Annotated in this window: 29 protein-coding genes; 12 read left to right on the forward strand and 17 right to left on the reverse strand. The window is 49.8% G+C overall.

Translation table 11 applies throughout. The annotated features are described in order from the left end of the window. Nucleotides 1-340 precede the first annotated feature (340 nt). Complete coding sequence (locus tag HMPREF9412_RS09940; RefSeq protein ID WP_009591373.1) at nucleotides 341-1858, reverse strand: carboxypeptidase M32; 1518 nt, start codon at nucleotides 1856-1858, stop codon at nucleotides 341-343. Nucleotides 1859-1987: 129 nt separating this feature from the next. On the opposite strand from HMPREF9412_RS09940, the gene HMPREF9412_RS09945 reads away from it, so the two are divergent. The 5 genes from HMPREF9412_RS09945 (at nucleotide 1988) to HMPREF9412_RS09965 (ending at nucleotide 4500) form a co-directional block, all read left to right on the forward strand. After that, entirely contained in the window at nucleotides 1988-2317 is a 330-nt protein-coding gene (locus HMPREF9412_RS09945) for an iron-sulfur cluster biosynthesis family protein (protein ID WP_009591367.1), read from the forward strand. Nucleotides 2318-2366: 49 nt separating this feature from the next. Continuing rightward, complete coding sequence (locus HMPREF9412_RS09950; protein ID WP_009591389.1) at nucleotides 2367-2936, forward strand: beta-class carbonic anhydrase; 570 nt, start codon at nucleotides 2367-2369, stop codon at nucleotides 2934-2936. 204 nt (nucleotides 2937-3140) lie between these two features. Further along, nucleotides 3141-3719, forward strand: coding sequence for a PadR family transcriptional regulator (locus HMPREF9412_RS09955; RefSeq protein WP_009591345.1), 579 nt, complete (start codon nucleotides 3141-3143; stop codon nucleotides 3717-3719). A gap of 55 nt (nucleotides 3720-3774) precedes the next feature. Beyond that, nucleotides 3775-4218 carry a membrane protein gene (locus HMPREF9412_RS09960; protein WP_009591349.1) on the forward strand — a complete coding sequence of 148 codons (444 nt, stop codon included), beginning with the start codon at nucleotides 3775-3777 and terminating at the stop codon, nucleotides 4216-4218. Nucleotides 4219-4221: 3 nt separating this feature from the next. Next, nucleotides 4222-4500, forward strand: a complete 279-nt coding sequence (locus HMPREF9412_RS09965; protein WP_009591356.1) for a YxcD family protein — start codon at nucleotides 4222-4224, stop codon at nucleotides 4498-4500. A gap of 183 nt (nucleotides 4501-4683) precedes the next feature. Here the strand turns inward: HMPREF9412_RS09965 and HMPREF9412_RS09970 are convergent, their stop codons facing one another. The 3 genes from HMPREF9412_RS09970 to HMPREF9412_RS09985 all read right to left on the reverse strand — a co-directional run bounded on the left by HMPREF9412_RS09970 (nucleotide 4684) and on the right by HMPREF9412_RS09985 (nucleotide 6466). Further along, nucleotides 4684-5154, reverse strand: coding sequence for an immunity 63 family protein (locus HMPREF9412_RS09970; RefSeq protein WP_009591360.1), 471 nt, complete (start codon nucleotides 5152-5154; stop codon nucleotides 4684-4686). 337 nt (nucleotides 5155-5491) lie between these two features. Further along, nucleotides 5492-5707, reverse strand: coding sequence for a bacteriocin immunity protein (locus tag HMPREF9412_RS09980; RefSeq protein ID WP_009591395.1), 216 nt, complete (start codon nucleotides 5705-5707; stop codon nucleotides 5492-5494). Nucleotides 5708-5863: 156 nt separating this feature from the next. Then, nucleotides 5864-6466 carry a TetR/AcrR family transcriptional regulator gene (locus HMPREF9412_RS09985; protein WP_009591362.1) on the reverse strand — a complete coding sequence of 201 codons (603 nt, stop codon included), beginning with the start codon at nucleotides 6464-6466 and terminating at the stop codon, nucleotides 5864-5866. 168 nt (nucleotides 6467-6634) lie between these two features. Between HMPREF9412_RS09985 and HMPREF9412_RS09990 the strand changes: the two genes are divergently transcribed. From HMPREF9412_RS09990 to HMPREF9412_RS10005, 4 genes are all read left to right on the forward strand, one after another. Next, nucleotides 6635-7192: a hypothetical protein gene (locus HMPREF9412_RS09990; protein ID WP_009591354.1), complete on the forward strand. Its 558-nt coding sequence runs from the start codon at nucleotides 6635-6637 to the stop codon at nucleotides 7190-7192. Continuing rightward, the gene (locus HMPREF9412_RS09995; RefSeq protein ID WP_009591374.1) at nucleotides 7189-7830 is read left to right on the forward strand and encodes a GNAT family N-acetyltransferase; all 642 of its coding nucleotides are present in this window, start codon (nucleotides 7189-7191) and stop codon (nucleotides 7828-7830) included. The genes HMPREF9412_RS09990 and HMPREF9412_RS09995 overlap by 4 nt, the downstream gene beginning before the upstream one ends. 107 nt (nucleotides 7831-7937) lie before the next feature. Then, nucleotides 7938-9776, forward strand: a complete 1839-nt coding sequence (locus HMPREF9412_RS10000) for a UbiD family decarboxylase (RefSeq protein WP_009591398.1) — start codon at nucleotides 7938-7940, stop codon at nucleotides 9774-9776. 210 nt (nucleotides 9777-9986) lie between these two features. Beyond that, entirely contained in the window at nucleotides 9987-10514 is a 528-nt protein-coding gene (locus HMPREF9412_RS10005; RefSeq protein WP_009591390.1) for a GNAT family N-acetyltransferase, read from the forward strand. A 28-nt stretch (nucleotides 10515-10542) separates the two neighbouring features. Here HMPREF9412_RS10005 and HMPREF9412_RS10010 read toward each other — a convergent pair whose 3' ends face one another. Then, entirely contained in the window at nucleotides 10543-11340 is a 798-nt protein-coding gene (locus HMPREF9412_RS10010) for a formate/nitrite transporter family protein (RefSeq protein ID WP_009591400.1), read from the reverse strand. 329 nt (nucleotides 11341-11669) lie between these two features. On the opposite strand from HMPREF9412_RS10010, the gene HMPREF9412_RS10015 reads away from it, so the two are divergent. Beyond that, nucleotides 11670-12266, forward strand: a complete 597-nt coding sequence (locus tag HMPREF9412_RS10015) for a YjgB family protein (protein WP_009591384.1) — start codon at nucleotides 11670-11672, stop codon at nucleotides 12264-12266. Nucleotides 12267-12356: 90 nt separating this feature from the next. On the opposite strand, the gene HMPREF9412_RS10020 is transcribed toward HMPREF9412_RS10015, so the two are convergent. The 3 genes from HMPREF9412_RS10020 to HMPREF9412_RS10030 all read right to left on the reverse strand — a co-directional run bounded on the left by HMPREF9412_RS10020 (nucleotide 12357) and on the right by HMPREF9412_RS10030 (nucleotide 15888). Beyond that, complete coding sequence (locus tag HMPREF9412_RS10020) at nucleotides 12357-13358, reverse strand: phosphotransferase enzyme family protein (protein WP_009591348.1); 1002 nt, start codon at nucleotides 13356-13358, stop codon at nucleotides 12357-12359. Further along, the gene (locus HMPREF9412_RS10025; protein ID WP_036671843.1) at nucleotides 13355-14341 is read right to left on the reverse strand and encodes a formylglycine-generating enzyme family protein; all 987 of its coding nucleotides are present in this window, start codon (nucleotides 14339-14341) and stop codon (nucleotides 13355-13357) included. The genes HMPREF9412_RS10020 and HMPREF9412_RS10025 overlap by 4 nt, the downstream gene beginning before the upstream one ends. An 86-nt stretch (nucleotides 14342-14427) precedes the next feature. Beyond that, complete coding sequence (locus HMPREF9412_RS10030; protein ID WP_009591344.1) at nucleotides 14428-15888, reverse strand: sulfatase family protein; 1461 nt, start codon at nucleotides 15886-15888, stop codon at nucleotides 14428-14430. Between the two features lie 245 nt (nucleotides 15889-16133). Here HMPREF9412_RS10030 and HMPREF9412_RS10035 point away from each other — a divergent pair, with 245 nt between their 5' ends. Then, complete coding sequence (locus HMPREF9412_RS10035; protein ID WP_009591388.1) at nucleotides 16134-16937, forward strand: helix-turn-helix transcriptional regulator; 804 nt, start codon at nucleotides 16134-16136, stop codon at nucleotides 16935-16937. 18 nt (nucleotides 16938-16955) lie between these two features. Here the strand turns inward: HMPREF9412_RS10035 and HMPREF9412_RS10040 are convergent, their stop codons facing one another. From HMPREF9412_RS10040 to HMPREF9412_RS10080, 9 genes are all read right to left on the reverse strand, one after another. Next, nucleotides 16956-17561, reverse strand: coding sequence for a class I SAM-dependent methyltransferase (locus HMPREF9412_RS10040; RefSeq protein WP_009591363.1), 606 nt, complete (start codon nucleotides 17559-17561; stop codon nucleotides 16956-16958). A 116-nt stretch (nucleotides 17562-17677) separates the two neighbouring features. Further along, on the reverse strand, nucleotides 17678-18460 hold the full coding sequence (locus tag HMPREF9412_RS10045) for a sulfite exporter TauE/SafE family protein (RefSeq protein WP_009591375.1): 783 nt from the start codon (nucleotides 18458-18460) through the stop codon (nucleotides 17678-17680). A gap of 169 nt (nucleotides 18461-18629) precedes the next feature. Then, nucleotides 18630-19757 (reverse strand): MBL fold metallo-hydrolase, encoded by a 1128-nt coding sequence (locus tag HMPREF9412_RS10050; RefSeq protein ID WP_009591405.1) that lies wholly within the window; start codon nucleotides 19755-19757, stop codon nucleotides 18630-18632. Between the two features lie 107 nt (nucleotides 19758-19864). Beyond that, the gene (locus HMPREF9412_RS10055) at nucleotides 19865-20452 is read right to left on the reverse strand and encodes a sulfurtransferase TusA family protein (RefSeq protein WP_009591359.1); all 588 of its coding nucleotides are present in this window, start codon (nucleotides 20450-20452) and stop codon (nucleotides 19865-19867) included. 112 nt (nucleotides 20453-20564) lie between these two features. After that, nucleotides 20565-20861: a rhodanese-like domain-containing protein gene (locus tag HMPREF9412_RS10060; RefSeq protein WP_009591378.1), complete on the reverse strand. Its 297-nt coding sequence runs from the start codon at nucleotides 20859-20861 to the stop codon at nucleotides 20565-20567. 35 nt (nucleotides 20862-20896) lie between these two features. After that, nucleotides 20897-21262, reverse strand: a complete 366-nt coding sequence (locus HMPREF9412_RS10065) for a rhodanese-like domain-containing protein (protein WP_009591391.1) — start codon at nucleotides 21260-21262, stop codon at nucleotides 20897-20899. A 45-nt stretch (nucleotides 21263-21307) separates the two neighbouring features. Further along, nucleotides 21308-21793 carry a DsrE/DsrF/DrsH-like family protein gene (locus tag HMPREF9412_RS10070; protein ID WP_015734628.1) on the reverse strand — a complete coding sequence of 162 codons (486 nt, stop codon included), beginning with the start codon at nucleotides 21791-21793 and terminating at the stop codon, nucleotides 21308-21310. Between the two features lie 90 nt (nucleotides 21794-21883). Continuing rightward, nucleotides 21884-22111, reverse strand: a complete 228-nt coding sequence (locus tag HMPREF9412_RS10075) for a sulfurtransferase TusA family protein (RefSeq protein ID WP_036671846.1) — start codon at nucleotides 22109-22111, stop codon at nucleotides 21884-21886. A gap of 129 nt (nucleotides 22112-22240) precedes the next feature. After that, a complete protein-coding gene (locus HMPREF9412_RS10080; protein ID WP_009591350.1) occupies nucleotides 22241-22501 on the reverse strand; it encodes a metal-sensitive transcriptional regulator in 261 nt (86 codons plus the stop codon). A gap of 258 nt (nucleotides 22502-22759) precedes the next feature. On the opposite strand from HMPREF9412_RS10080, the gene HMPREF9412_RS10085 reads away from it, so the two are divergent. Beyond that, a complete protein-coding gene (locus tag HMPREF9412_RS10085; RefSeq protein ID WP_009591379.1) occupies nucleotides 22760-24412 on the forward strand; it encodes a CoA-disulfide reductase in 1653 nt (550 codons plus the stop codon). Nucleotides 24413-24446: the final 34 nt, after the last annotated feature.

Below are 24446 nucleotides of genomic sequence, written 5' to 3' on the forward strand. Positions count from 1 at the left end.
CGGCGCATAGAAGATCGAACGCGTCACTTCGCCGATCTTGACCTTCGTGGCCGATCCGCCGCCCCCGCACCCGGCAAGCGCAACTCCGCAGACAAGGAGCAAGGATAAAGCCAGCCCCCACCATTTTTGACGCTTCATTCGATAACCCTCCATTCCCATAGACCCAATGTTTCTTTTCAGCATATGCAAGCGCCTGCCCAAAGGTTAAACGCCTAGTTAGAGCATGCCGGCAAATTTGGATTGGCTCTACTTATGCAGGGAACGAATAAAAAAGGGACCGGATTCAAAACTCTTCCAAATAAAAGAAGCGCAGCCTCTCGGGCTGCGCTTCTCGTGATCATTACAGTTTGTAGATCTCTTTATATTTTTCTTCGAGATAATCGGCCAGGTAATCCGGATTCAGTTCTTCGCCGGTGACGCGTTCGATGATCTCGGACGGCTTCTCGCTCTTTCCGTATTTGTATACCTTGTCCGTCAGCCACTCCTTGATCGGAGCCAGGTTCCCGGCTTCGATGAGTTGGTCCAGATTCGGCAGCTCTTTGCGCATGGTGTGCAGCATCTGGGCCGCATACATGTTCCCAAGGGAGTACGAGGCGAAATACCCGAAGTCCCCGCCGGACCAGTGAACGTCCTGAAGCACGCCCATCCCATCGTTCGGCGGCATAATGCCGAGGTATTCTTTATACTTCGCGTTCCAGGTCTCCGGAAGATCCTTCACCGCCAAACCTTCGTTAAAGAGTTTCTTCTCGATCTCATAACGAATGATGATGTGCAGGTTATAAGTAAGCTCATCCGCTTCGATGCGAATCAGGGAGTTCTCCACCTTGTTCGCGGCCAGGTAGAAGTCCTCTACGTCCACGTCCTTCAACTGTTCCGGGAAGTGCTGCTGCAAATCCGCGAAATAGCGGCGCCAGAACGGACGGCTGCGGCCGATCATGTTTTCCCACAGACGGGATTGGGATTCATGGATGCCCATGGAGGTACCGCCGGAGAGCGGTGTCCCCGCGAGCTCCTTATCGATATTCTGCTCGTAAAGGGCATGGCCTCCCTCGTGCAGGGAGCTGAATACCGCACTAAGCACATCGTCCGGAAGGTACATGGTCGTAATGCGCACGTCTCCCGGGTTCAAGCCCGTGGCAAAAGGATGCACGCTCTCGTCCAAGCGTCCCGCTTCAAAGTCGTAGCCCATCTGCTCCAGCAGGAACAAGCTGAATTTCTCCTGCTGTTCTTTCGCAAACAGCTGCTTCAAGAAGTCTGCTTTCGGCTTGAAGGGCGATTCCTGGATCGCATGTACCAGCGGAACCAGGCGCGCCTTCAGACGGTCAAAGATGGCATCCACCTTATCCACCGTTAAATCCGGCTCATACATATCAAGGAGCGTATCGTATCTGGTGTTTTTCACGCCCCAATAATCAATAAACTCTTGCTTGAACGCAACGATCTTCGTTAAGTAAGGTTCGAAGCCTTCAAAATCGCTGTTCTTTTTCGCTTCCTCCCACTTCGTCTCCGATTGGGCGGCGAGAATGGAATATTCCTGGAAGCGCTCAGGCGGGATGGACTTGCTCTGGTCGTATACCTTGCGCACCTCTTCAATCATGCGGCGTTTGCGATCATCCAGCTGTTCAGCCTGTTCCGGCTTGGCAAAGAAAGACAACAGCTCTCCCATCTCTTCCGATATTTGCAGTTTAAATGCTTCTGTGGAGAGAACCCCGATCGTTTCCGAGCGGATCTCGGTTCCTTTGCGCGGAGCGCCTGTCCGTAAATCCCAATGAAGTAGGCCAATAGCTTCGTAGTAACTCATGATTTTGCGAACCAATTGTTCAAATTGTTCCCATTGCTGGAAATGTTGTACTGCCATACCGGCACACCTTCTTTTTTTTATGATAGGATTCTTGTTTACTCTATTGATGATACTTTTTACAAGGTATATAATCAACTTCCAGAAAGAATAAATAACAATCTACATATAAAGGAGTGTCAGGATGCCGTGAATATTCAACTCACCCCGCAAGCCGAGCTGAAGCTGAAGGACAAACTCGGGGACAAGCCGGGCGCAATCAGGCTGATCTATGACACGGAGGGATGCGGATGTGCCGTCAACGGCGTCCCAGGCCTGCGTATTGTAGATGAGCCGGCGCCGGATGATCTTGCTGTCGAAACGGACAGCCCGGTAACGTTTATCGTGAACCGCAAGCAAGCTGTTTTTTTTGAAGAGAAGATGAAACTCGATGCCGATCCGGCCGCCTACGCCTTCCGTCTGGACAGCAGCGGACAGCATTATGGCACCAATATCCAGGTAGTGGATACCAGAGCCTAAGCAGCAGCATTCTAAATGAATAATAGATACAAAAGGAGAGAAAAAATCGATGGAAAAACACCTTAACAGCATACTGGAACACAATCGCAGCTTTGTAGAGAATAAAGAATACGAATCCTATCTGACAGGGCGTTTTCCTGAGAAGAAACTCGTGATCATCACCTGTATGGACACGCGCTTGGTCGAACTTCTGCCGAAAGCGATGAATTTCAAGAATGGCGATGTCAAAATCATCAAAAACGCCGGCGCAATCATTTCCCAGCCTTTCGGGAGCGTGATGCGGAGCGTCATGGTTGCGCTATACGAGCTTCACGCGGAAGAAGTCATCGTTGTGGGCCACTACGAATGCGGCATGGCATCCCTGAACGCAGAGGATATGATCCAGCATATGAGAGACCGCGGCATTTCCGATGAAGTGCTGTCCACGCTGGAAAACTCCGGCATCCGGTTATCCAAATGGCTTCGCGGTTTCGATAACATTACGGACGGCGTAAAAAATACGGTCAGCCTGATTAAAAACCACCCGCTCCTTCCTCCAAACGTACCCGTCCATGGCATGGTCATCGACCCCAACACCGGTGCGCTTGATCTCGTCGTGGAAGGATACGAGAACGAATAAATCAACCAAAGTCAAATGGAAGCACAAACGCGCACGCGTTTGTGCTTTTTTAGTCACAATTTTGCCAAAAGCAGAGAGAAAGCCCCCTCCCCCAGTTGTCAAACCATACAGTTTCAGTGTACACTTTTTATCAACCGGACCGATAGGCGGATTATCATTCCTGTCTTGGCGTCCACGATATGCGTTTCAAAGGGAGTTATGTCCATGAATACGTTGTCATACGGCTTGTTAGGATTACTAGCAAGAAGAGAATCATCAGGATACGATTTGATGCTTCGCATACAGCCTTTTTGGCAAGCCAAACACAGTCAAATCTATCCGCTGCTGTCCAGCATGGAGGAGAAACAGCTGTTGTCTTCCCACTGGGTTCAGCAAAGCGATAAACCGGACAAAAAAATTTATGCGATTACAGAAAAAGGCATGCAGAAGCTGCGTGAATGGATGTACCAACCGATTGCGCCTGCAGTCACCAAGGATGAGCTTTCTCTTCGAACCTTTTGCCTGTGGTTGACGGAGATCGGCATCGCCGTCGATATTTTCGAGGACCGCAGAATCGGGTATCTGGAGAAAAAGCGCTACTATGAGCAGATTCTAGCGGGAATTCCGGAGGACTCCCGCGAGATCGGAAGCAAGGCATTCAGCAATTATGTGCTCGCTACCAAAGGACTGATGATGGCTGAAACCGAGCTGAAATGGTGCGATTGGGTACTGGAATTACTGAGACAGCAGCAGCGCGCTACAGCCTCAAACCATGGTCGCACAAATTTTGAAACCTTATCGTGACTCGTCCGTATTACTCTTTATACTCTAATTTAACTGGGAGGTTCGACAGAACACGATGAAAAAAGTATTGACGATTCTAGTAGCGATTACACTGTTTTTTGTAGCGCTGACACCTGATTCCGTAGACGCAAGACGAGGCGGCGGCGGTTTTAAATCCGGAACCAAGTCATACAACAGCACTCCGAAAAAGAATGATACCAATAATGTTCAACAAACAAACAACCGTTCCAATACAGGGGCAGCCGCTAACACGAAAAAACCAGGATTTTTTAGCGGCGGCAGCTTGATGAAAGGACTTATGATCGGTGGTCTCGCCGGATTGCTCTTCGGCAGCATGTTCGCCGGCATGGGCTTCATGGGCGAAATCATGGGACTGCTCATTAACCTGATCGCCATCTGGGCTTTGATTATGATCGTTATGGCTGTTGTACGTGCCGTGAAGAATCGTCGTAAACAAAACGAGCCTCGCGACAACAACAATCACAATAACCGGTACTAATCCATGGTTCTAAGCATGGACGAAATCGTCAATGCGGTCTGCCTTCACCAAGCGGAACGCAGAGGCGTCAAACCAACGGACGTATCGCTTGAGCTTAGCTGGGACGAAGATACGGGATATACGGCCGAAGTTTGGGTCAACGGAAGAACTCAGTATTTGATTGAGGCCAACCTCATCGAGGCCATTCTCCGCTACCTTCACTCCGAGTATAATATCCGCGCATACAGCGAGCAGGTAAGACTTGAGCTGGAAGATGAAATTATCGCCATTGTTCAGCAATAAGGCTATGAATCTAATAAAGCAGCCCTTCGCCATTGTGCGAGGGGCTGCTTTTTGGATTACCAACATGAAGATCCGTTCGTACACCGCATGAAGTATCCGTCCAAGAAAAGCACTTCAACCAAATTGGCACCCCTCTCCTATTCATTATTCGAGTTATACGAACGCCATGATGATTAGCTTCGCTTAGTCTTTACCTGCGTTTCTGCCCGGATCAGGCGACTCAAGCTCGTTCCGCTTGCCCGCCTTATGCCACTGCTCATATTGTCCGCCGATCTGAAGAAAGGATTCATTGATCATGTCCTTCATTTCTTGGATCTCATCCTTGGTATACTTCAAATGGGTGGTTACATTATCCACCTTGTATTTTTCCAGAAGCTTGAGATGGGCAATGGTATGAATGGTATCCTCCAGGATCCAGAAGACCACTTCATCGGGATCCTTGGTCCTCTTGCTGAGCATTTGCACGCCTCTTTCATACATAGCGAGCTCGCAATCCTGCTCTCCGACCCGAACAACCGGACTCAAATCACCGATATATCCCTCTTCAAACGGCAGCGTGGCCACTCTCTCGTATTCAGGATCATATATGGAGGTCTTCTGAATCAGATGAAGGATTCGATCGATTAGTTCTAGTTTTGTAAGCATAATGGACATCTATTCCCCCTCAGGGTCCGCACAAACAAAGCTGGATGGTTTATGGTTTTACCAATGCAAGGGATCTCGGTACTTCCAGAATATCCAGCGTCCTGTTTCGCAAATTGGGGCTGTGCCTATACTGTATTCATCTCGGATGCCGCTTGCCAGGTTCATCCGGTGCAGCATTCCGCCATAGGTGCCGACCAGCAGGAAATTCTCAATCGCGTCGCGATCACCCCGTAAATTGTGCTTCCTACAATTTAACGCCATATTTCTTTACCTTCATGTTGGATATAACGGAGGTATATCAAATACTTTGGTGGTGGTCTGTCTTTATCTCCAGTTTCTATATCGCTCACAGTACTATTGGCTTATAATTCAATGCCTTTTCAACGATTTCCTCAGGTGTAAGATCTTCTTCCGGCCAAAAAATCAGATTGCTGATGTCAGGGTGAGGCACATTCCTTTGCAGCAGATTTATCCATTCCCCTGCCTCTTCCTCGCTGCCTTCCCCATTATACAGTCTTGTCACCAGATCAACGATTTGCGCTTTCGTTAATAATTCGTTCATGTACAGTCCTTTCTAGTAATCGATCCAGCGCCGAATAAATTCCTTCTCAGAGTTATTCAACCGCTTAAGCGAATTTTCATTCCTCTACCATTACACCATTCAAGACATCCCCCGTTTAGAGCACTCCCGTAACAGCTGATTATGGTTAAAACCGTATCAACTGCCTTCATGTTTTTGCCCGGCTAAACCGTAAAAGAAAAGCTCCATTAAGGTCTCCATGCTCCCGTTGACATATTCCCGGTTCCCCGAATCCCAGCGTCGCCCTAGCTCATTCATGAACATCGAGAAGTACTGCATCGCAACCTCTTCGGTTTGGTCCTTATGAATATAACCTTCTTGTTTCCCCAGCGCGACAAACTTCATGAAAAAATCTTTCACCTTCTCTTCACTGTACCGTTGGATGGTCTGACTAATGCCACGTTCCTCGGAGGTTTGGAAATTCCGGAACTCTTCCGACAAAAAGGTCAGATTCTTAGCCTCCAACAGCATGATTTCTCGGGCCTTCTCGGCAAAAGAGCGCGCGGAATCCAGAATGCGCTCATACACCTCCAACTGCTTGTCCGTCCAATACATGATCATTTCCAGATAGAGCTGATCTTTGGTTCCAAAATAGTTATATATCGTCGCAGGTGACACGCCTGCCTGTTGGGCGATTTCGTTAACGCTAACCTTTTGGTAACCGTGCCTTGAAAACAGCTGGAAAGCAGCATCGAAGACCTGTTCCATTTTTTTATGCTTTCTGCGCTCATACCCGTTCATGCGTTCTTCACCTCAAGTGAAGTATATATCAAGTTTTAGAGTATTTCAATGTTTTCACTATAAATCAATTGACAACCACCTATTCGAAGTTATAATCTTTTTGTAGTAAAATGATTTATTCACTACATAATTTTAAACTAAATTACGACGAAATGAGGGCGGTATGTGATGAAAGTAATGAGGATTCCTTCGATTCTGCATGAGGTATTCGGTGAGCAGCAATCCGTTGGCACGATTCTCGTCATCTTGGCGTTCGGCGGATGTCTGACCACAGCAGCAAGCCTTGTTTTTCCGGATATCCTGCATTCTTTGCCTTTATGGCGCGGTATCCTTGCTTTATTGTTTATTTTCGATATTTTCTGCGGCTGTATCGCCAACTTCACTCGCTCGACCAGTAATTTCTATGCAGCCCGTAAAAAACAGCGGATCGTGTTCATCGCCATTCACGTTCATATTCTCCTGGTAGCCGTATTGCTGGATACCGACATGGCGTATGCGGTGGGAATATGGGCTTATACCATCGCTGGAGCTGTGACCGTGAATGCGCTGATCGGGAAGTCATCACAGCCTTTTATAGGAGGCTTGCTTCTGTCGATTGGCATAGGGGTTACATTCTTGCTGTCCAACATCCAGCCCTACATGTTAATGGCCGGCACCCTGTTTATGCTGAAAGTATTGTACAGCTTTGCTATCGACCATTATGGGGGAGCTGTAGAGAAAGCATGAATACTTCATGCAGAGTATCCAAGCTGGCCCAATCGGATAAACTCTTATTTTCATCCATAATGAGCCGGGCATTTGCCCGGGATCCATTGTTCCTGCATGCATTTGGCGATCCAGAGCTTGATCGTAAATCAAGAAGCAGAGCGGCTGCATTTATCTCCTTCATGTTTGATAAAAGCTTTCTGCTGCATGAAGAAATATGGGGCTATTTTGAAAACGAAATCTTGCTCGGCACCTTCATTGTAGAGAAACCCGGCATAAGCAAGCTTAAGCGTTTGAAGGGCGCTTTTTTGCTCATTGGAAGACTCTTGCCGTTGTTATTCCAACTCCCAGTCAAAACATTGAGATTCCTGAATGCCTATATGGGCATTACAAGATCGGCTGCTCCTTCTTCTCCGCACCATTATCTCGTTATGATCGGAGTGAATCCGGAAGTCCAAGGCAGGGGAATTGGAACAGCAATGCTGCGGCACCTGCTTCAAGTGGTTAATTCGGATCACAATTCAGATGGAATCGCGCTCGATACTGAAAATAAGGAGAATGTAAATCTGTATCAAAGGCGGGGATTTGCTTTAAGGCATGAAGCATATATCAACGCCCTGACCGTGTATTGCATGTTCTATCAGAAAGACGATTTTTAATGATGAAGCCATTCTCCCATTCTATATCGGGCGTCATTGACCTGCGCTTCGAGATTGTCGATAATAGTAGAATAAGTTCACTATCTACAAGGGATTGGAGCTATGTAATGAAATATCATAATCTGGAAGAATGCATCATTGATTTGGAGAGGCATGGGCATTTGGTTCGTATACATGAAGAGGTCGATCCTCATTTGGAAATGGCGGCCATACATATGAAGGTTTATGAGGCAGGCGGCCCGGCACTCCTGTTTGAGAATGTAAAAGGTTCAAGGTTCCGTGCGGTATCCAACCTGTTCGGCACGATCGAGCGCAGCAAATTCATTTTTCGGGAAACCTTCGAATCTACGCAAGACGTTATCGCGCTGCGCAACGATCCGATGAAGGCGCTCAAAAATCCTTTTAAATATATCGGGACGGGACTGGCAGCTAAATCTGCACTGCCGATCAAAAAAACAGGTGCCCTGCCACCCGGATTTCAGGAAATCCAAATTTCCGATCTGCCACTCATTAAGCACTGGAAGGACGACGGCGGCGCTTTCGTCACGCTACCCCAAGTGTATTCCGAAGACCCGGAGAAGCCGGGCGTCATGAATTCCAATCTAGGCATGTACCGGGTTCAGCTCACAGGCAATGAATATGAACTGAACAAGGAAGTCGGCATCCATTACCAAATCCACCGGGGCATCGGCATCCATCAAGCGAAGGCAAATAAGCTGGGTCAGCCGCTGAAAGTAAGCTGTTTTATCGGGGGGCCCCCTGCCCATACGATTTCAGCGGTTATGCCTCTACCGGAAGGCATGAGCGAGCTTACCTTTGCGGGACTGCTGTCGGGACGACATTTCCGGTACAGCTATGTGGATGGTTACTGCATCAGCCACGATGCGGATTTTGTTATTACGGGGGAGATCCATCCCGGCGACACCAAGCCCGAGGGACCTTTTGGCGATCATCTGGGTTATTACAGCCTGGTCCATCCGTTTCCCGTCATGCGAGTTCACAAAGTCTATGCCAAGCAGCAGGCCATCTATCCGTTTACGGTCGTCGGGAGACCGCCGCAGGAAGATACGTCCTTCGGGGAGCTGATTCATGAGCTGACCGGCGGGGCGATCCGGCAAGAAATTCCAGGGGTCAAGGAAGTCCATGCGGTTGATGCTGCCGGGGTACACCCCCTGCTCTTTGCCATCGGCAGCGAACGGTATACCCCATATCAACAAGTAAAGCAGCCGGCTGAGCTTCTCACCATCTCCAACCGGATACTGGGCACGGGCCAATTAAGCTTGGCCAAGTATTTATTCATTGCAGCTGAAGAGAAACAGCCTTTAAGCACGCATCGCATCGAGGACTTCTTGACCTATATATTGGAACGCATCGATCTGCAACGGGACATCCATTTTCAGACCAATACCACGATCGATACGCTCGATTATTCCGGAACCGGACTCAACACCGGCAGCAAGGTCGTATTTGCGGCGGTCGGGGATAAAATAAGGGATTTGTGCCAAGCGGTGCCTGAGGCGTTAACGGATCTTCCCGGGTATGCGCCCGCAAAATGGATCATGCCCGGCATTGTCGCCATCCAGGGAGCCCCCTTTACGAGTTATTCGGAAGTGGCACAGGAAATGTCGAGGCTTAGCAATGCCATCCGGGAACGAGGTTCGCTTCCTTCCTGCCCAATGATCATTCTGTGCGATGACAGTGAATTCATGAGCGCAACGCTCAACAATTTTCTCTGGGCAACCTTTACGCGCAGCAATCCTTCCCACGACATTCACGGCGTGAACAGCCGCTATGAGCACAAGCATTGGGGCTGCGACACGGTCATTATCGATGCGCGCACGAAACCGCACCAAGCTCCTCCGTTAATACCGGACGCGGAAGTTGAACGCAGCATCCAGCGTTTGTTTGCGGACAGCGGCAGCTTAAGCCGCATTTCGCTGCGTTAAGAGCTAAGAACCGCGGGTGAGCCTGTACCAGAAGTGAAGGGATGAAATTGTAAAAGGCTGGTCCAACGTCCATTTGACTTTGCGACCAGCCCTTTATTTTTCTATGGAAACAACGCGAATTCCGTGCAATCCTCTTCTCTTAATCAATACAACTTATATAATGAAATCTAATCCATATTAGCCAATACTGTTTATCCAGGGAGGGAGATCATGTTTCCAGAACTAGAGACTCAACGATTAAGGCTGCGTGAAATCCGGCTTCAGGATGCCGAAGCGATCTACAGCTGCTTCTCGCATGAGCAGGTGACCCGCTATTACGGTCAAGACACGTTGACCAGCCCCGAGCAAGCTCGTCGATTCATTGAGCTGTTCGCTAACAACTACGCAGAGCAGCGTGGGATTCGATGGGGCCTCGAAAGGAAAGAAGCCCAAGGCCTGATCGGGACGATCGGATATAACGCATGGTCCCCACGGCATAGAAGAGCAGAAATCGGATATGAGCTTCATCCCGACTTCTGGAGGCAAGGATATGCCAGCGAAGCGGCCTCCGCCATCCTGGCATATGGATTTCAGGAGCTTGGCCTAACCCGCATCGGTGCCGTCGTTTTTATCGAGAACCAGGCTTCCCATGCACTGCTGGCCAAGCTCGGATTCGAAGCGGAAGGAACCCTGCGCCAGTATATCTATCAGAACGGCACGGCACACGATACGCGGGTGTATTCATTGTTACAAGGCTAGCGGAGCTAAGCTTGCGCGCTTCCAAACCTTATTCACCAGAGGATTCCTTCGCATCCAGAAAAGGCTTGTTCACAAAATAATACATAAAACCCATTAATAGAACGCCGCCGATCAAATTGCCGAACGTTACCGGAATCAGATTATGCAATACGCCATCAAACGAAATCGTGCCCGGATGATTCAGCACGAGCGCAATGGCAAAGGTGCACATGTTCGCAACGCTGTGCTCGTACCCGGAGATGAAAAAGCAGAAAACAAACAGCATCATGGCAAACATTTTGGCTCCGTCGCCCTTCAGGGACATGGGGATGAAAAAGGCAAGGCATACGAGCCAGTTGCACAGAATCGCTCGAAAAAACAGCTGCACCGTCGGGGTGGTCATTTTGTGTTCCACCACATTGAGCAGAAATCCGTTCACGGAGGAATCGGTGAATAATCCCGTTAAGAAAATCAACAGCGCAAACGTGCAGGCCCCCAGGATGTTTCCTGCATAACTGAAAATCCACAGCTTGACTACTTCCAGCCACTTTAATTTCTTGCGGAGAGCGGCATACGTGTAATAAAACGTATTCCCTGTAAACAAATCCCCTCCCCCGTACGCGATCAGGATAATCGCCGCGCCAAACGTTAGGGCAGCCATCGGATAAGTCAGAGGGGAATGCTCCAGATAAAAAAAGTTGCCCGTCTTAAAAGCGACAATGACGCCAAAGCCGATAAACATGCTGGCGAGCATGGAGCGGGCGATGTAGCGCAGCTGGCTTTGTTTAAAAATTTTGTGTTTTTTGAGAGCAAGCTGCTCCACCTTGAGTAAGGATTCGGTTTCCATAATTCCTCCTGAAAAAGTCGGTTCTATATAGATTACACGATTTTTCCAAAAATTCATATCACCTCTGTACTATTAACCCATTTTCCGAATAACGCTCAGGTCATCGACGGATTCATCAATGTTCGGCCGATTGGCGTACCCGATTCATCGTTCAAACCATTAGAATCAAGCAAGGCGTCTTATTCCAGGTATCAAATCTGCAATGTCATCTTCATAGAATCGTAACCCATTGCCCTTAAGCATCAACTATCATGGGAAGATAAGTTAGAATCACTTGTTTGATGCGCAGCGCATGTGGTAAGTAGTTGTTACAAAGGAGAGGATGCAACATGAACTTGAAACAACCAGCTAAAAAAGCAATCGTCACCTTGACTATGGCGGGCGTCGTCGGCCTTAGCGCATTCGGAGCAAATCATGCTGTTTTGCCACTGCAGCAGGCTGAAGCCGCCACGGCGGCAAGCGCCGAGGATTATGCTGCCGAGCACGCGCTCAAGACGCTCAACAGCTTTTATAAACCTGCATTGAAGGGACAATTCCCCGGTGCGGTCAGCGGCTTAACGATCGGTAAAAGCACGAAGCAGGACGTGTACAAGGCCATTGGCGAGCCTCCCGTGCCCGGAAAGGATGCCGATGCCTTCGACGTATACGGGGCCAACATGGGGAATCCGGGCTACGCCTTCTCCTACAAGCTGAATAAAATTCGCGAAATGCGTTATTTTGGCACCAATGTGGAACGACAGACGAACATCGGCGGCATCACCATGAAAATGCTGAAGAAGAATTGGTTTGCTCCGGATGCCACCACCACATTCAAGAACGGAAAAACGAAGCAAACCAAGCTGACTTACCATCGTGGAGCATATAAGTTGGAGTTTATCTTCAACAGCAGCACGGACCTGGATCATATTAATCTGCTGAAAAAGTAACAGTTGAATAAATTCATTTTAATTTTCTTGAATAACGGTTCGCCACATTAAGAAAAACCCCGGTCTCTTGAAGAGATCGGGGTTTTTGGTTTACATCAAATACTGTGTTAACACGTCTTCCATCCACGCCTGACTTTGCTCCAGCCGCTTCAATCCGGCTGCCAGCATATCGATCTGCTCCTGCAGCACATGGGAATCATCGGTCCCTTCCCGATAGCGGCTCAAAAAATGCAAGAAAACGTCAACCAAACGCAAGCGCAGCAGTACCGGTATGGCAGCAATCTCCTCTTCGGTCAGCCGTACGCGGCTGGCAAAGCCTTCGCAGAACTGCCGGATGGCGTCCTTCTCCTCCGCCATTCCCAAAAATCCCGAAATGACGACCGCGGGCTCCATCGCCCTGACATCCTTTGTGCAAAACTCGAAGTCAAGCAAAGCGATGACCTTGCCCGATTGTTTCGAATCTACGAGCAGGTTCGAAAAGTTCAGGTCCCCGTGGACCAGCTGCTGCGGCAGATTTTTCAGGGATTCCAGCCTGCCGGATATCTCGGTGTACGCTTCTTGAAGGGTTTGGAGCGCGTTTCCTTGTTCCTGGAACTCGACGGGCGGTCGCTTGCAGAAATCCTGAATGAACGTCCTGCTGCATAAAGGATACGATTGAAGCAGCTCGTAATAGGGCGGATACACCGGCTCCATTCCAATCGAACAAGTCGCAAGTGCACTTACCAGTTCTCCCGTTTTTTCCCCGAAGGAATAAGTCGCTCGAATGCCCTCTTCATCCGGTCGCGCTCCTTCAATGTATGCGAATAGGCAAGCGTATCGATCACTTCCGCCCTGAACCCGAACCATCTTATTGCCAGACGTTGATGGAACAGGCGTTGGGACCTTAAAGCTAAGGGGTACCCGCTGAAGCGAGTCCAAAACCGCGAACTCGAATTCGATCCTTGCCTTGTCACGATGCGTATTGTAAATGCGCATGACCGAACGCCGAAACGGGTTATGAATAAAAAGGGTCGTATTGTTCCAGCCCGTAGGGCCGTTCACCGTATCTCCGTACCACTCGGGCCAATACGATCGCAGAAGCTGCTGAATCATGATCCATCATCCCTCACCACCCGGAAACCGCAGTTGCCCGTCGAGCTGTCGGGTGTATTCCCGCTCCGCGCCGCGACTCGATACCGGTTGCAGTAGGATCTGTGGCACAGGTACGAACCCCCGCGCATCGACCTTCTGCCGGTAGGCTCCCCATAGAACGGATTGTTCGCCGAGGTCTGCTGATGATACGACGGGCTGAACCAATCGCCGCACCATTCCCATACGTTGCCGGACATGTTGTACAGTCCGTAACCGTTCGGTTTGTAGGCATCCACCGGCGCGGTTCCGATGTACCCGTCGCTGGCGTTATTTTTGACCGGAAATTTGCCCTGCCATATGTTGCATTGATGCTCTCCGTCCTGTTTCAGCAGATCTCCCCACGGATAGGTCCTGCCCTCCAAACCGCCGCGAGCCGCATATTCCCATTCCGCTTCCGTCGGAAGCCGCACGCCGGCCCATTGGCAGTAAGCCGCGGCATCGTTCCAAGATATATGTACGACCGGATGGTCCATCCGGCCTTCGATGCTGGAATCCGCCCCCTCGGGCGCTGCCCAGTAAGCCCCTTCGACCACCAGCCACCAAGGCACCTCTTGCGGCACCTGGGCTACTGCTGCCTTCGTTTTCTCCGAAGCCAGCAGTTCAAATACAAACGACCAGCCGAACCGTTCCGCTTCCGTCACATAATCGGTGGCTTCTACAAACCGCTGATATTCTCCATTCGTTACGGCATGGGGCGAGATCTCGAACCCGGAGACGGTTACGCTGCGAGCCGGACCTTCGCCGTCGCGAGGGAAGCCTTCATTCGAATACGTGCCCATCGTAAACGTCCCTCCAGGCAGCATGATCATATCGGTATGAAGATCAGGTTGAGACTGTTCATCATACTTTTCGTCTCCCATGGTGCCAATAAGAGCCTTCTGGCCGGATCCCGCCAACTGCAGGTGCGCTCTGGAGCCTGCGCAGCAGGAATGTGGTTCTCCCATGTTATTTGTTCCTCCTATCCATGAATACGGAGAACAGGACAACCGCTGTCAGAGCGGTTATCCTTCTTCACCTTGCTATTTGCGATTTACACGAACTCCCGAGGATGGCGGCGCATCAGCTCCGGAACCGCTTCTCCCCGGCCCGTGTTCTTCAAACGCTCGATATACCGGGGCAAATGACCTTTGGCGTGGTAAGGTCCCCCCTCTTTCATGACCGTCCACAATGGATCCACGTCGAACGGCATTGTCGACATCATATGATCATGCCACTCATTCAGCAGGTAGACGGCCTCCCGGCAAAGATCCGGTCTTTGAGACGCCTGGTTGTGCTGTTCATAAACGTCCTCGGTGATATGGAACAGCATTTCTTTGTCGAACAGATGAAAGCCGTCATGATAGGTACGAATGTACAGCCAATCTCCAAACCGCACGCTTCGCTGGCAGACGTGTGCACATTGGGATACCACCAGATACTCCCTGCCGCTCTCGCGTCCGCTTTGCAGGGTCTCGGCATAACTGATCCCATCCCAGCTTCTTGCCGGTGCCACGTTCATATATTCCGCCATCGTAGGCAGTAGATCCAGATGATAGTGCAGATTGCGATCCGATATCCCTTGCATGATGCCGGGCCCTCGGATAATCATCGGAATGCGGCAGGTTCCCTGATCCGCCGTGCCATGTTCGCCATATATCCCAAGCTCCCCCATGTTCTCGCCATGATCCGCCGTTATGATTACGATCAAGTCATCCATAACGCCCTTGGATTCCAACAGCTCGAAGATGGCCCCGATATGCTCGTCCATATGCCGAATGCCGCAATCATAGCCGTCCACCATCGTCCGCAAATCCTCCATCGTCCGAATCTCTCCGGGATGGCGCGGGTAATCAGGGGATACATCACTATTATACATGTTAATTTCGTTTACACCATGCGGGCCGACCTTCTTCTGATGCTCCTGAAGCACGTCTTCGGATAACCACTCCGGAAGAGGATCATGCTCGAACGGATTGCCCAGCGACTGAGGTGCACGATAAGGCGTATGCGGATCCCAGAAGTTCACATAGAGCATCCAGTTATCTTCATCGGCGTTGCGATCCAGCCAGTCCAGCACGACCGGAGACACTTCTTCAGCCGACTCCAAGCCGCCTTTGCCTGTATTATACATTTCATTGAAGCCCGCATAGAAGGTCCAGGCGGAATGGCGCTCTCCGAACGGACTGATCAGCGCGGTTTTCATGCCGGCACGGCGGAAAATGGCGGGAAAGCTCACCGAAGCCAGCTTGTCGCGGAAATCCCGCGTAATGCCTTCATGCCGCACGTCCGCTGCCGAGCCTCCATGGCCCACGACCCCATTATGAATGCCGAACTTGCCGGTCATCAGCGCGGTTCTTGATGGAAAACATGGAGCGTCGGAGGTATAGTAATTGTCGAAGCGTACGCCTTCCGCCGCTATCCGGTCAATGTTGGGCGACGTATTCCGATGGTATCCGTAGCACCCTAAATGATCCGGTCTGGTCGAGTCCAAATCCAGCAATAATACTCTCATATACGTATCGCTTCCTTCCTCATCCCTTTTCTCTTATCCTTACATGTCAGCGTTTACAAAATGTCTGCTATTGACAGAAATTATAGGCCAATGCTTCCTGTTGAGTCGATGTACATTTCGTAAATTTGTTGTACGATTCTACTTCGATTTTGGGTATCAGACCTGTAAATACCAACAAAGACCTACTCATTGGAAGCATGAATATGCTAGGCTATAGGTATAAAATCACTGCGAGGTGCTTGTCTGTGATCCAATTAATGAGCGTGAATTTTGATGATCATATCCCGAACTGGCGGACTCAGCTAGAGACGATCCGTTATAACGTGCTTGTAGTGGTAAGAGAAGGCAAAGTGAGGTATGAAATAAATGGGGAGGAGATCATTGCGGAAGAAGAAGACGTGCTCTTCATCCCGCAATCGACGAGACGAAGTGGCGGGAACTGGAATGATATCCTCCATCGGAAATACACCATTCTCTTTACGATGGATCCTCAGGTAACCACAGGCATTCCGTTTCTGGATGGAGGCCAATTCCTCAAATTCAATCTTGCGCATATTCAGTATGCCTACCGCCGCTGCGATCGATTGTTCGAGGAGATGCGCGGCGGCAAAAGCTACCGCTCCATGATCTGTCAGGGCATCATGCAGGAGCTGCTCGGCATGCTGGCCCGGGAACTCGAGAAGACCGAGCTGCCGCCAAGCAAAAGAAATTATGCGGATACCATCAAAACGTATCTGTTGGACCATTACCGCGAACCGATCGAAATCGATAAACTCGCAAAGTTAATCCATCGTTCCCCCAATTATGCCACCGCCCTCTTCAAGGAGGTGTACGGTCATTCCCCGATTCGGTACATGCACCAGCTGCGCGTGCTGGAAGCGTGCGGCCTGCTGCTTCATTCCGACATGACAATCGCTCATATCGCCCACTATCTGGGTTATTATGACACGTCCTATTTTTATCGCATGTTTAAAAAATACACCGGTCTGTCACCCTCCGACTATGTGCAACAGGGCGATCGGTCCGATGTATCCATGCTGTTCACCTAATGCTTACTCGCAAATATTTCATTTGATGGACGGCTTTTGCCCCGCAAACTGAATGACATGGGACAAGCCCTGGTGCCCCTGTCCTTCCTGCCGAACGACCTCACCCATGAAAAAATGGACAATTCGCCAATCCGCAAAAGCTTCGAGGAAATCCCCGGGCGCGTATAAATACTGAGGATCTTGCGGTCCCCCGCTTCGATAAGGAATCTGGTACGGGGAATACACTTCGGTGAGAAAATATCCTCCCGGCTTCACCGCGGTTTTCACGCCTTCCAGCGTCCTTGTTCTCAATTCCTTGGGAAAATGTCCGAATGCGCAAATGATCTCATCCCATTGCTCCTTCGTCCACTGCGCTTCCCCAAGGTCCACAAGCTCGGTGCGAATCTCAACGCCGCTGGCTTCGGCCAGCTTATTGGCTTTGTTCAGGCCGGACTCCGCATAATCCCACACGGTTACGTTCATGCCTTCGCGAGCCAGAAACACCGCATTTCGTCCTTCGCCCTCCGCGATCGCAAGCGCATTACCCGTTAATGCCAACCTCTTATGCATGTCGGCTATAAATACATTGGGCTCGGTTCCGAAGACATAGTCTTCGCCCTGAAACCGTTCATTCCATGGATTCATATTATTGGATCCCCCCTATTGATCATCAGTTACTTGGATAACATTGGGCATATCACCATATTACCATGCCTGTTTCATCCTCTGCAGCATCACGTCTTCCTTAAACGATAGAACCATCATAGAATGTCCAGCCAAATTTTGATAGCCGTTGCCAGGATCAAAACGGCCAAAATGATCTGCAGAATCTTTGTGTTCATTTTCTTGCCCGCGGCCGCACCGAGTGGAGAGGCGATCAAGCTGGCAACAACCATAATAAGGGCCGGAATATAATCCACTTGCCCCGTCGTCAGCTTGCCAACCGTCGAACCGATGGATGAGATGAAGGTAATCGCAAGCGAGGTGGCAATGGTCATCCGCGTTGGTATTTTCAATACAACCAGCATGATCGGAACGAGCAGGAATGCTCCGGCCGCTCCGACGATGCCGGCTCCGATTCCGACCACAAGAGCCAGCGCAGCAGCCAGCCATTTATTGAACTTGACCTGATCCAGGGGAATATCGTCCACCCCTTTGTTTGGGATGAACATCATCACGGCCGCAATCAGCGCCAATATGCCATAGATGAGATTGATGCCGCCTTCGCTCATCATTTTGGAGCCGAAACCGCCGATGAAGCTGCCGAGCAATATGGCCGAACCCATATAGATAATGAGTGTTTTGTTCAGATATCCGCCCTTGCGGTATGCCCACACGCCCCCGATCGTGGCAAAGAATACCTGTACGGCGCTTATGCCCGATACTTCATGCGCGGTGAAAGCCGCAAGGCCGAATAACGACGGGATATACAGCAGCATCGGGTATTTGATGATCGAGCCGCCAATGCCAACCATTCCTGATATATATGAGCCAATGAATCCGATTAAAAATATCGTTATGATGAAAGATATACTTAGTTCCATCGTGCTGCCCCCTTATTTCTCTTTAGAAAAGGGAACCTGTCCGGTTCCCTTGGATCTCTTTATATCTTGTTTCATCCGTTTATATCGATGGCCGATCTTGTTATCGACCCTTGCCATGACTCTTAATCATGAATTATCCTGGCTCTTCATCCGATTGTCATGGTCCAAATTAACGTACGGCACAGCGGTTCGGCCCAATCTCCATCTCACGCTGCCGCTCGGTGTCAGGGTTCATTTTCCCCATGTTGGTTTGACGGATCTCCTGATAGCTGTTAGGCTGCGGCGGCAGATTCTGCGTTACCAACGTTCGAAACTCAGTCTCGTCGGCGATGTTAAGGCCATGGTTTTCCCGGTACAGCTCTCCCAATTTCTTCGCGACCGTCCCGTCCTCGTTCAATTCGTCCATGATCATGAAATGCGCAGGCAGTACGGTGAGATCATCCGATAGACGGGTGTAGCGGGCATAGAGCGTCTCCCGCAAATCGCCGACCCAATCGTCTGCCAGTCCCGCCAGATCCGGACGGCCGATGGAATCGATAAACAGAATATCGCCTGTCAGCAGGTATTGATCATCAATGACAAACGAAGTGGACCCGATGGTATGGCCCGGAGAATGGAGCGCATCGATGCGGATGGTGCTCCCGCCAATCGCCACTTGATCGCCGTTCTTCAATGGCTCGTATTTAAAAACGACCTCGCTGGCATCCTCTGGCGGAAGCCAGTATACGGCTCCTGTCTGCTCAGCAATCATTCGACCGCCGGAAATATGGTCCGCATGGAGATGGGTATCAAACACGTGCTTGATTTGGGCATTCACGCTTTCGGCAAATTCAAGATATACCTCCGTCATGCGGGTAGCGTCAAACAATGCCGCTTCGCCGTTCGATACCGCCATATAAGACAAACAGCCTTTGCCGATACGAACAAACTGATAAAGCGCGCCGCCATCCGCCAAGCTGCCGATCTTCAGCGGGACAAGATGTTCGCTCCAGGCTTTCATTCCGCCTTTCAAATACGCCACATGCCGGCCATGCCCGGCCAGCATCTCGGCCACCATGACCGACGAGCCTTCCTTGGCGCATACAACCAGCACTTCTTGATCCATCGGGATTTGATCCAATATTTCTTCCACGCCGTCAATCAAATCAAAATAAGGGATATTCAAATGCCGAACTCCTTCGCCCTCAATCTTCCAATCTTCAAAATCCGAAGGGTTCCGCACGTCCAATAGAAACAGGCTCTCTTTGCGAATCACCTTCATGGCCACTTCTTGCGCCTGCATTTCTCTTACTGTCATGTTGCTCTTCCTCCTCATAAATTCAGTCATTGGATCTGAAAAGTTGCATTCCTTCCGGCTGCCCATTGTAAATACGAGGTGCTAAGCATGCTTATTGGACAGCCATACTAAGCATCTGCGCCATCCTTCAAGCCAAAAGTTTCTCCACGCCAGCCGCTCATGCCCGGCACCACGTTTATAATGCCTGCATAGCCGTTAGCTGAAAGCTTTTGTGCAGCGAGGTCACTCCTTGTCCCGGTACGGCAGATGACATAGATTTCATCCTCTTTATTCAGCTCCACCATGCGTTCATCCAGTTCGCCAAGCGGAATCGATACGGCATTGCGAATATGACTGAAAGCAAACTCCGCCGCCTCTCTCACATCCAGGACGATGATTGGCGCTCCGGACGCAAGTTTCTCCTCCAGCTGATCATTAGACGCTACATGTGGATAGCTTCGTTCTGCCGTTTCTTCCCCTGACGATTTGCGAAGGTAGTGCTTCAGCACATTCGCCTCTTCAATCGTTCCGAGATATTGATGGCCCGTGCTTTCCGCCCATGCCTGTATGTCGGCCTTGGAACCTTTGTCGGTTGCCTCTACCTCCAGAACATGACCGGCTTCCAGATCCTTCATCGCTTTTTTCGTGCGGACGATGGGCATCGGGCATGCCAGCCCCTTAGCGTCCAGCTTCATGTTCGATTCAATTGCAGCCATATCACATACAACCTCCATTACTATTTTAGTTGGATTTCTCATACCCTTAGGGGTATATTTCATTTCAAAAAAAAGGGTGACTAACACACCCATTCTTTTCACATCGACACGATTACTCTGTTTCGCCCTCCCATGCGAGCATGCCGCCCGTCATATTGATGACTTGATAGCCTTGGCCTTCCAAATATTCAGCTGCACGGCCGCTGCGTCCGCCGGAACGGCATACCATGACATATTCTTTCGACCGATCAAGATCCTGCTTGCGGAATTCAATCAAACCTAGGGGAATGTTGACGGCGCCCGGAATTTTCCCTTCCTCGACTTCTTCCGCTTCTCGCACATCAATGATATTCACGGCTGTCCCGTCACTCAACATCCGCTCTAGATCTTTTGGAGAAATTTCTCTCATAATTGATCAGCACTCCTTTACTTATACTTTTAAGTTTACGACCAGGCATTCATGCCGCCCTTCACATTCGTCACCTTTACAAAGCCTGATTTCTTTAATGTTTTGCTCGCTTTGTTGCTTCGCATACCACTTTGGCAGATCAATACCACTTCCCTCTCTTTGGAGAGCGACTCGCTGCTCGACAAGAGCTGATCCAGCGGAATATTGCGGAAACCCCGAATGTGATTTCCCTTGAATTCTCCCGGCGTCCGGACATCGATGAACTGCTTGTTCGCATTGGCATCCTTAAGCTCATGTTTTAGCTGTGCCGCGGTAATCTGCCTGACTCCTTTGGCCGGGAGAATTCTCCAAACGACAAACAGAATGATAAGTGCAATGAACAATACATTGAGAATATCCATTTTTATTCCCTCTCTTTATAACTGCAACCTTCGCCGCATTTTTCCTTAAATGAACAAGTTAACATTGCCATCCTGAGCGTCGCCCAAATACGCCGCAACGCCCGCATACTCAATACCGTCAAGCAGTTCTTCTTGCTGCAGCCCAAGCAGATCCATCGTCATCGTGCATGCAACCAGCTTCACGTCCTGCTCCTGCGCCATCTCAATCAATTGCGGAAGCGGAACGGCGTTGTGTTTCTTGATTACGTCCTTGATCATTTTGGGACCCATCCCGGCAAAATTCATTTTTGAAAGTCCCATGTGGTTGGATCCGCGCGGCATCATTTTTCCAAACATCTTCTCGATGAAGCTTTTTTTCTTGGGAAGCAGGACATCCTCATCCTTCCGCAATGCGTTAAGCCCCCAGAAGGTGTGGAATATCGTCACCTCATGGTCGTATGCGGCCGCACCGTTGGCGATAATATAGGCAGCCATCGCTTTGTCATAATCGCCGCTGAATAATACGATCGTTGTCTTTTTTGTTTCTGTCACGTCATGATCTCCCCCTGTAATGCGTTTATGAATAAATCCAACACAATGCCGCTCAAATACCCTGATGGGTATTATAACATTCAAAAAAAATTATCCCTTCCTAATCCAAAACTTCAGCACGCCGCCATCCTCTTGATGTTCCAGCATCTCGTTGCCCGTCGATTTAGCCCAAGCCGTCAAATCGCTCTTCGCGCCTTGATCCGTTGCATGAATTTCAAGCACTTGACCTTGTTCCATTTCTTTCATCTGTTTCTTTGTTTTCACGATCGGCATGGGACAGGCCAAGCCTTTAACGTCCAATAGTTTATCCGTGTTCATCATGATTCCTCCTTAAAATGAATGAGTATATGGTTTGAATAGATACCCCTAGGGGTATATTAAGCGATATCGAAGGTCCTGTCAATCTTATTGGTGGATCCTAATATTAAAATGAGGGACACTTCCCCATTATCTGCTCTTAACAAGCAGATTTACCGCTTCAACCACAAGCTTCTCCGTATCCTGCCCGGTCTCTGCGGCCTGCTGCACGCATTCCACAAGATTTGAGCTGACGACAACGCCGATCGTCCGATCGATCGCCGTCCGCGTCGCAGACAGCTGGGTAATCACTTCCTTGCAATCCTGGTTCTCCTCCATCATTTTCAGAATGCCGCGCAATTGACCTTCGATGCGTTTCACTCGATTCTTCATTTGATCATTGTAATCCATCCCGATTCCCTCCTGTCCGTGCACTATTTTTAGGAAGCATGATTTAAATCATATAGGTTTGCATGTCCTTAATATATACCCCCATGGGTATATTGTCAAGTTTCGGCTGCCGCAGCTTCATCGAGATGAGTCTAACTTGCCGCTTAACAGACATGTCTGATATTTGTCACACCTTTTTATGCTGCTCTATGCTATGATACCCCATAGGGTATATATTAATCCATACGTAATTTACACCAACTCAGGGAGGAATATTCGATGGGCAAAAAAATCGTCATTGTCGGCGGTGTAGCAGGCGGTGCCTCGGCAGCTGCCAGACTGCGGAGATTGGATGAGAGCTCTACCATTGTTTTAGTGGAACGCGGGGAATATATTTCGTTTGCCAACTGCGGTCTGCCCTATTATATAGGAGAAACTATAACTGACCGCAATAAGCTTATGGTGCAGACCGTACCCGGTCTTAGCCGCCGCTACGATCTGGATATTCGGAATCTCAGCGAAGTTACGTCCATTCTGCGTGATAAAAAAATGGTTGCGATTAAAAACCTTGCTACCGGCGAAACCTACACCGAGAGCTATAATTATCTGATCCTGTCACCCGGCGCGAAGCCTGTGGTGCCGGATATTCCCGGCTTGTCCGATGCTCGTAACGTATTCACATTGCGGAATATCCCGGACACGGACCGAATCAAGCAGTACGTGGATGATGTCCAGCCGAAGGAAGCCATAATTGTCGGGGGAGGATTTATCGGGCTGGAAATGGCCGAAAATTTGGCGGATCGCGGCGTTCAGGTGACCGTCATCGAAATGGCCAACCAGGTGATGGCTCCGCTGGATTACGAAATGGCCGCGATCATTCAGTCGCACCTTAAAGACAAAGGAGTCCGTCTGATTCTTGAGGATGGCGTAGAAGCGTTTCATGACGGCGGCCAACAAATCGAGCTTTCCAGCGGCAAACGAATATCAACCGAGATGACGTTGCTTTCGATAGGCGTTCGGCCAGAGAGCACGCTGGCGTCAGCTGCCGGACTTCCCGTCAATGATCGCGGCGGGATTCAAGTTAACGAATATATGCAGACCGCGGACCCGAGCATTTATGCCATCGGCGATGCGATTGAGGTAAAGGATTATGTCCTTCAAAGCCAGGCCTTTATCCCGCTCGCCGGTCCTGCCAATCGGCAGGGGCGCTTGGTAGCGGATCACATCTATGGTAAAAGTAATTATTACAAAGGCACGCTCGGTTCGTCGATTGCCAAGGTCTTTGATCTAACGGTTGCTGCGACAGGTGTTAACGAAAAGCGCCTGAAGCAGATGAACCTACCTTATCAAGCCATCCATATTCACCCTTCGTCGCATGCCGGGTACTACCCCGGGGCGTATCCAATCTCCTTGAAGCTGTTATTCCATCCGGAAACAGGTCAAATCTATGGGGCGCAAGCGGTTGGAGCAGATGGCGTGGACAAGCGAATCGATGTCATTGCTACGGCAATCAAGGGAAACCTCAATGTATGGGACTTGACGGAGCTGGAGCTTTCCTATGCGCCCCCTTATTCCTCCGCCAAAGACCCGGTTAACTATGCCGGATATGTTGCCGCCAACATCTTGGATGGCTTGGTTGACACGGTCCAATGGCATGAAATCGACGATCTGGTTGGAAAAGGTGCAACCCTGATCGACGTCCGCGAACCTAAGGAGAGGGAGTCAGGATATATCCAGGGTTCCATCAACATTCCGCTTAACGATCTGCGCAGCCGACTGAAGGAACTGCCTGAGAATGAAACGCTGTACGTGACTTGCCAGGTTGGACTGCGCGGATACTTGGCGGCGCGTATTTTGACAGAGCACGGTTTCCGGGTAAAGAATCTGGACGGCGGCTGGAAAACGTACTCGTCCGCGTATAAACCGTCCTAATCGGTCCCAACTGAAAATGCCTTGAATCGATGGA

Source organism: Paenibacillus sp. HGF5 (assembly GCF_000204455.1).
Taxonomy (GTDB): Bacteria; Bacillota; Bacilli; order Paenibacillales; family Paenibacillaceae; genus Paenibacillus_AQ; species Paenibacillus_AQ lautus_A.

Excerpts from the sequence above, each read along its gene's own strand:
- HMPREF9412_RS10080 (WP_009591350.1), bottom strand. The coding sequence starts at position 22,501 with ATGGATTACAATGATCAAATGAAGAATCGAGTGAAACGCATCGAAGGT.
- HMPREF9412_RS09990 (WP_009591354.1), top strand. The coding sequence starts at position 6,635 with ATGAAAGTAATGAGGATTCCTTCGATTCTGCATGAGGTATTCGGTGAG.
- HMPREF9412_RS09995 (WP_009591374.1), top strand. The coding sequence starts at position 7,189 with ATGAATACTTCATGCAGAGTATCCAAGCTGGCCCAATCGGATAAACTC.
- HMPREF9412_RS10000 (WP_009591398.1), top strand. The coding sequence starts at position 7,938 with ATGAAATATCATAATCTGGAAGAATGCATCATTGATTTGGAGAGGCAT.
- HMPREF9412_RS09960 (WP_009591349.1), top strand. The coding sequence starts at position 3,775 with ATGAAAAAAGTATTGACGATTCTAGTAGCGATTACACTGTTTTTTGTA.
- HMPREF9412_RS10055 (WP_009591359.1), bottom strand. The coding sequence starts at position 20,452 with ATGGCTGCAATTGAATCGAACATGAAGCTGGACGCTAAGGGGCTGGCA.
- HMPREF9412_RS10010 (WP_009591400.1), bottom strand. The coding sequence starts at position 11,340 with ATGGAAACCGAATCCTTACTCAAGGTGGAGCAGCTTGCTCTCAAAAAA.
- HMPREF9412_RS09965 (WP_009591356.1), top strand. The coding sequence starts at position 4,222 with ATGGTTCTAAGCATGGACGAAATCGTCAATGCGGTCTGCCTTCACCAA.
- HMPREF9412_RS10020 (WP_009591348.1), bottom strand. The coding sequence starts at position 13,358 with ATGATTCAGCAGCTTCTGCGATCGTATTGGCCCGAGTGGTACGGAGAT.
- HMPREF9412_RS09985 (WP_009591362.1), bottom strand. The coding sequence starts at position 6,466 with ATGAACGGGTATGAGCGCAGAAAGCATAAAAAAATGGAACAGGTCTTC.
- HMPREF9412_RS09980 (WP_009591395.1), bottom strand. The coding sequence starts at position 5,707 with ATGAACGAATTATTAACGAAAGCGCAAATCGTTGATCTGGTGACAAGA.
- HMPREF9412_RS10075 (WP_036671846.1), bottom strand. The coding sequence starts at position 22,111 with ATGAACACGGATAAACTATTGGACGTTAAAGGCTTGGCCTGTCCCATG.
- HMPREF9412_RS09970 (WP_009591360.1), bottom strand. The coding sequence starts at position 5,154 with ATGTCCATTATGCTTACAAAACTAGAACTAATCGATCGAATCCTTCAT.
- HMPREF9412_RS09940 (WP_009591373.1), bottom strand. The coding sequence starts at position 1,858 with ATGGCAGTACAACATTTCCAGCAATGGGAACAATTTGAACAATTGGTT.
- HMPREF9412_RS10025 (WP_036671843.1), bottom strand. The coding sequence starts at position 14,341 with ATGGGAGAACCACATTCCTGCTGCGCAGGCTCCAGAGCGCACCTGCAG.
- HMPREF9412_RS10060 (WP_009591378.1), bottom strand. The coding sequence starts at position 20,861 with ATGAGAGAAATTTCTCCAAAAGATCTAGAGCGGATGTTGAGTGACGGG.
- HMPREF9412_RS10005 (WP_009591390.1), top strand. The coding sequence starts at position 9,987 with ATGTTTCCAGAACTAGAGACTCAACGATTAAGGCTGCGTGAAATCCGG.
- HMPREF9412_RS10050 (WP_009591405.1), bottom strand. The coding sequence starts at position 19,757 with ATGACAGTAAGAGAAATGCAGGCGCAAGAAGTGGCCATGAAGGTGATT.
- HMPREF9412_RS10030 (WP_009591344.1), bottom strand. The coding sequence starts at position 15,888 with ATGAGAGTATTATTGCTGGATTTGGACTCGACCAGACCGGATCATTTA.
- HMPREF9412_RS10040 (WP_009591363.1), bottom strand. The coding sequence starts at position 17,561 with ATGAATCCATGGAATGAACGGTTTCAGGGCGAAGACTATGTCTTCGGA.
- HMPREF9412_RS10085 (WP_009591379.1), top strand. The coding sequence starts at position 22,760 with ATGGGCAAAAAAATCGTCATTGTCGGCGGTGTAGCAGGCGGTGCCTCG.
- HMPREF9412_RS10045 (WP_009591375.1), bottom strand. The coding sequence starts at position 18,460 with ATGGAACTAAGTATATCTTTCATCATAACGATATTTTTAATCGGATTC.
- HMPREF9412_RS09955 (WP_009591345.1), top strand. The coding sequence starts at position 3,141 with ATGAATACGTTGTCATACGGCTTGTTAGGATTACTAGCAAGAAGAGAA.
- HMPREF9412_RS09950 (WP_009591389.1), top strand. The coding sequence starts at position 2,367 with ATGGAAAAACACCTTAACAGCATACTGGAACACAATCGCAGCTTTGTA.
- HMPREF9412_RS10015 (WP_009591384.1), top strand. The coding sequence starts at position 11,670 with ATGAACTTGAAACAACCAGCTAAAAAAGCAATCGTCACCTTGACTATG.
- HMPREF9412_RS10065 (WP_009591391.1), bottom strand. The coding sequence starts at position 21,262 with ATGGATATTCTCAATGTATTGTTCATTGCACTTATCATTCTGTTTGTC.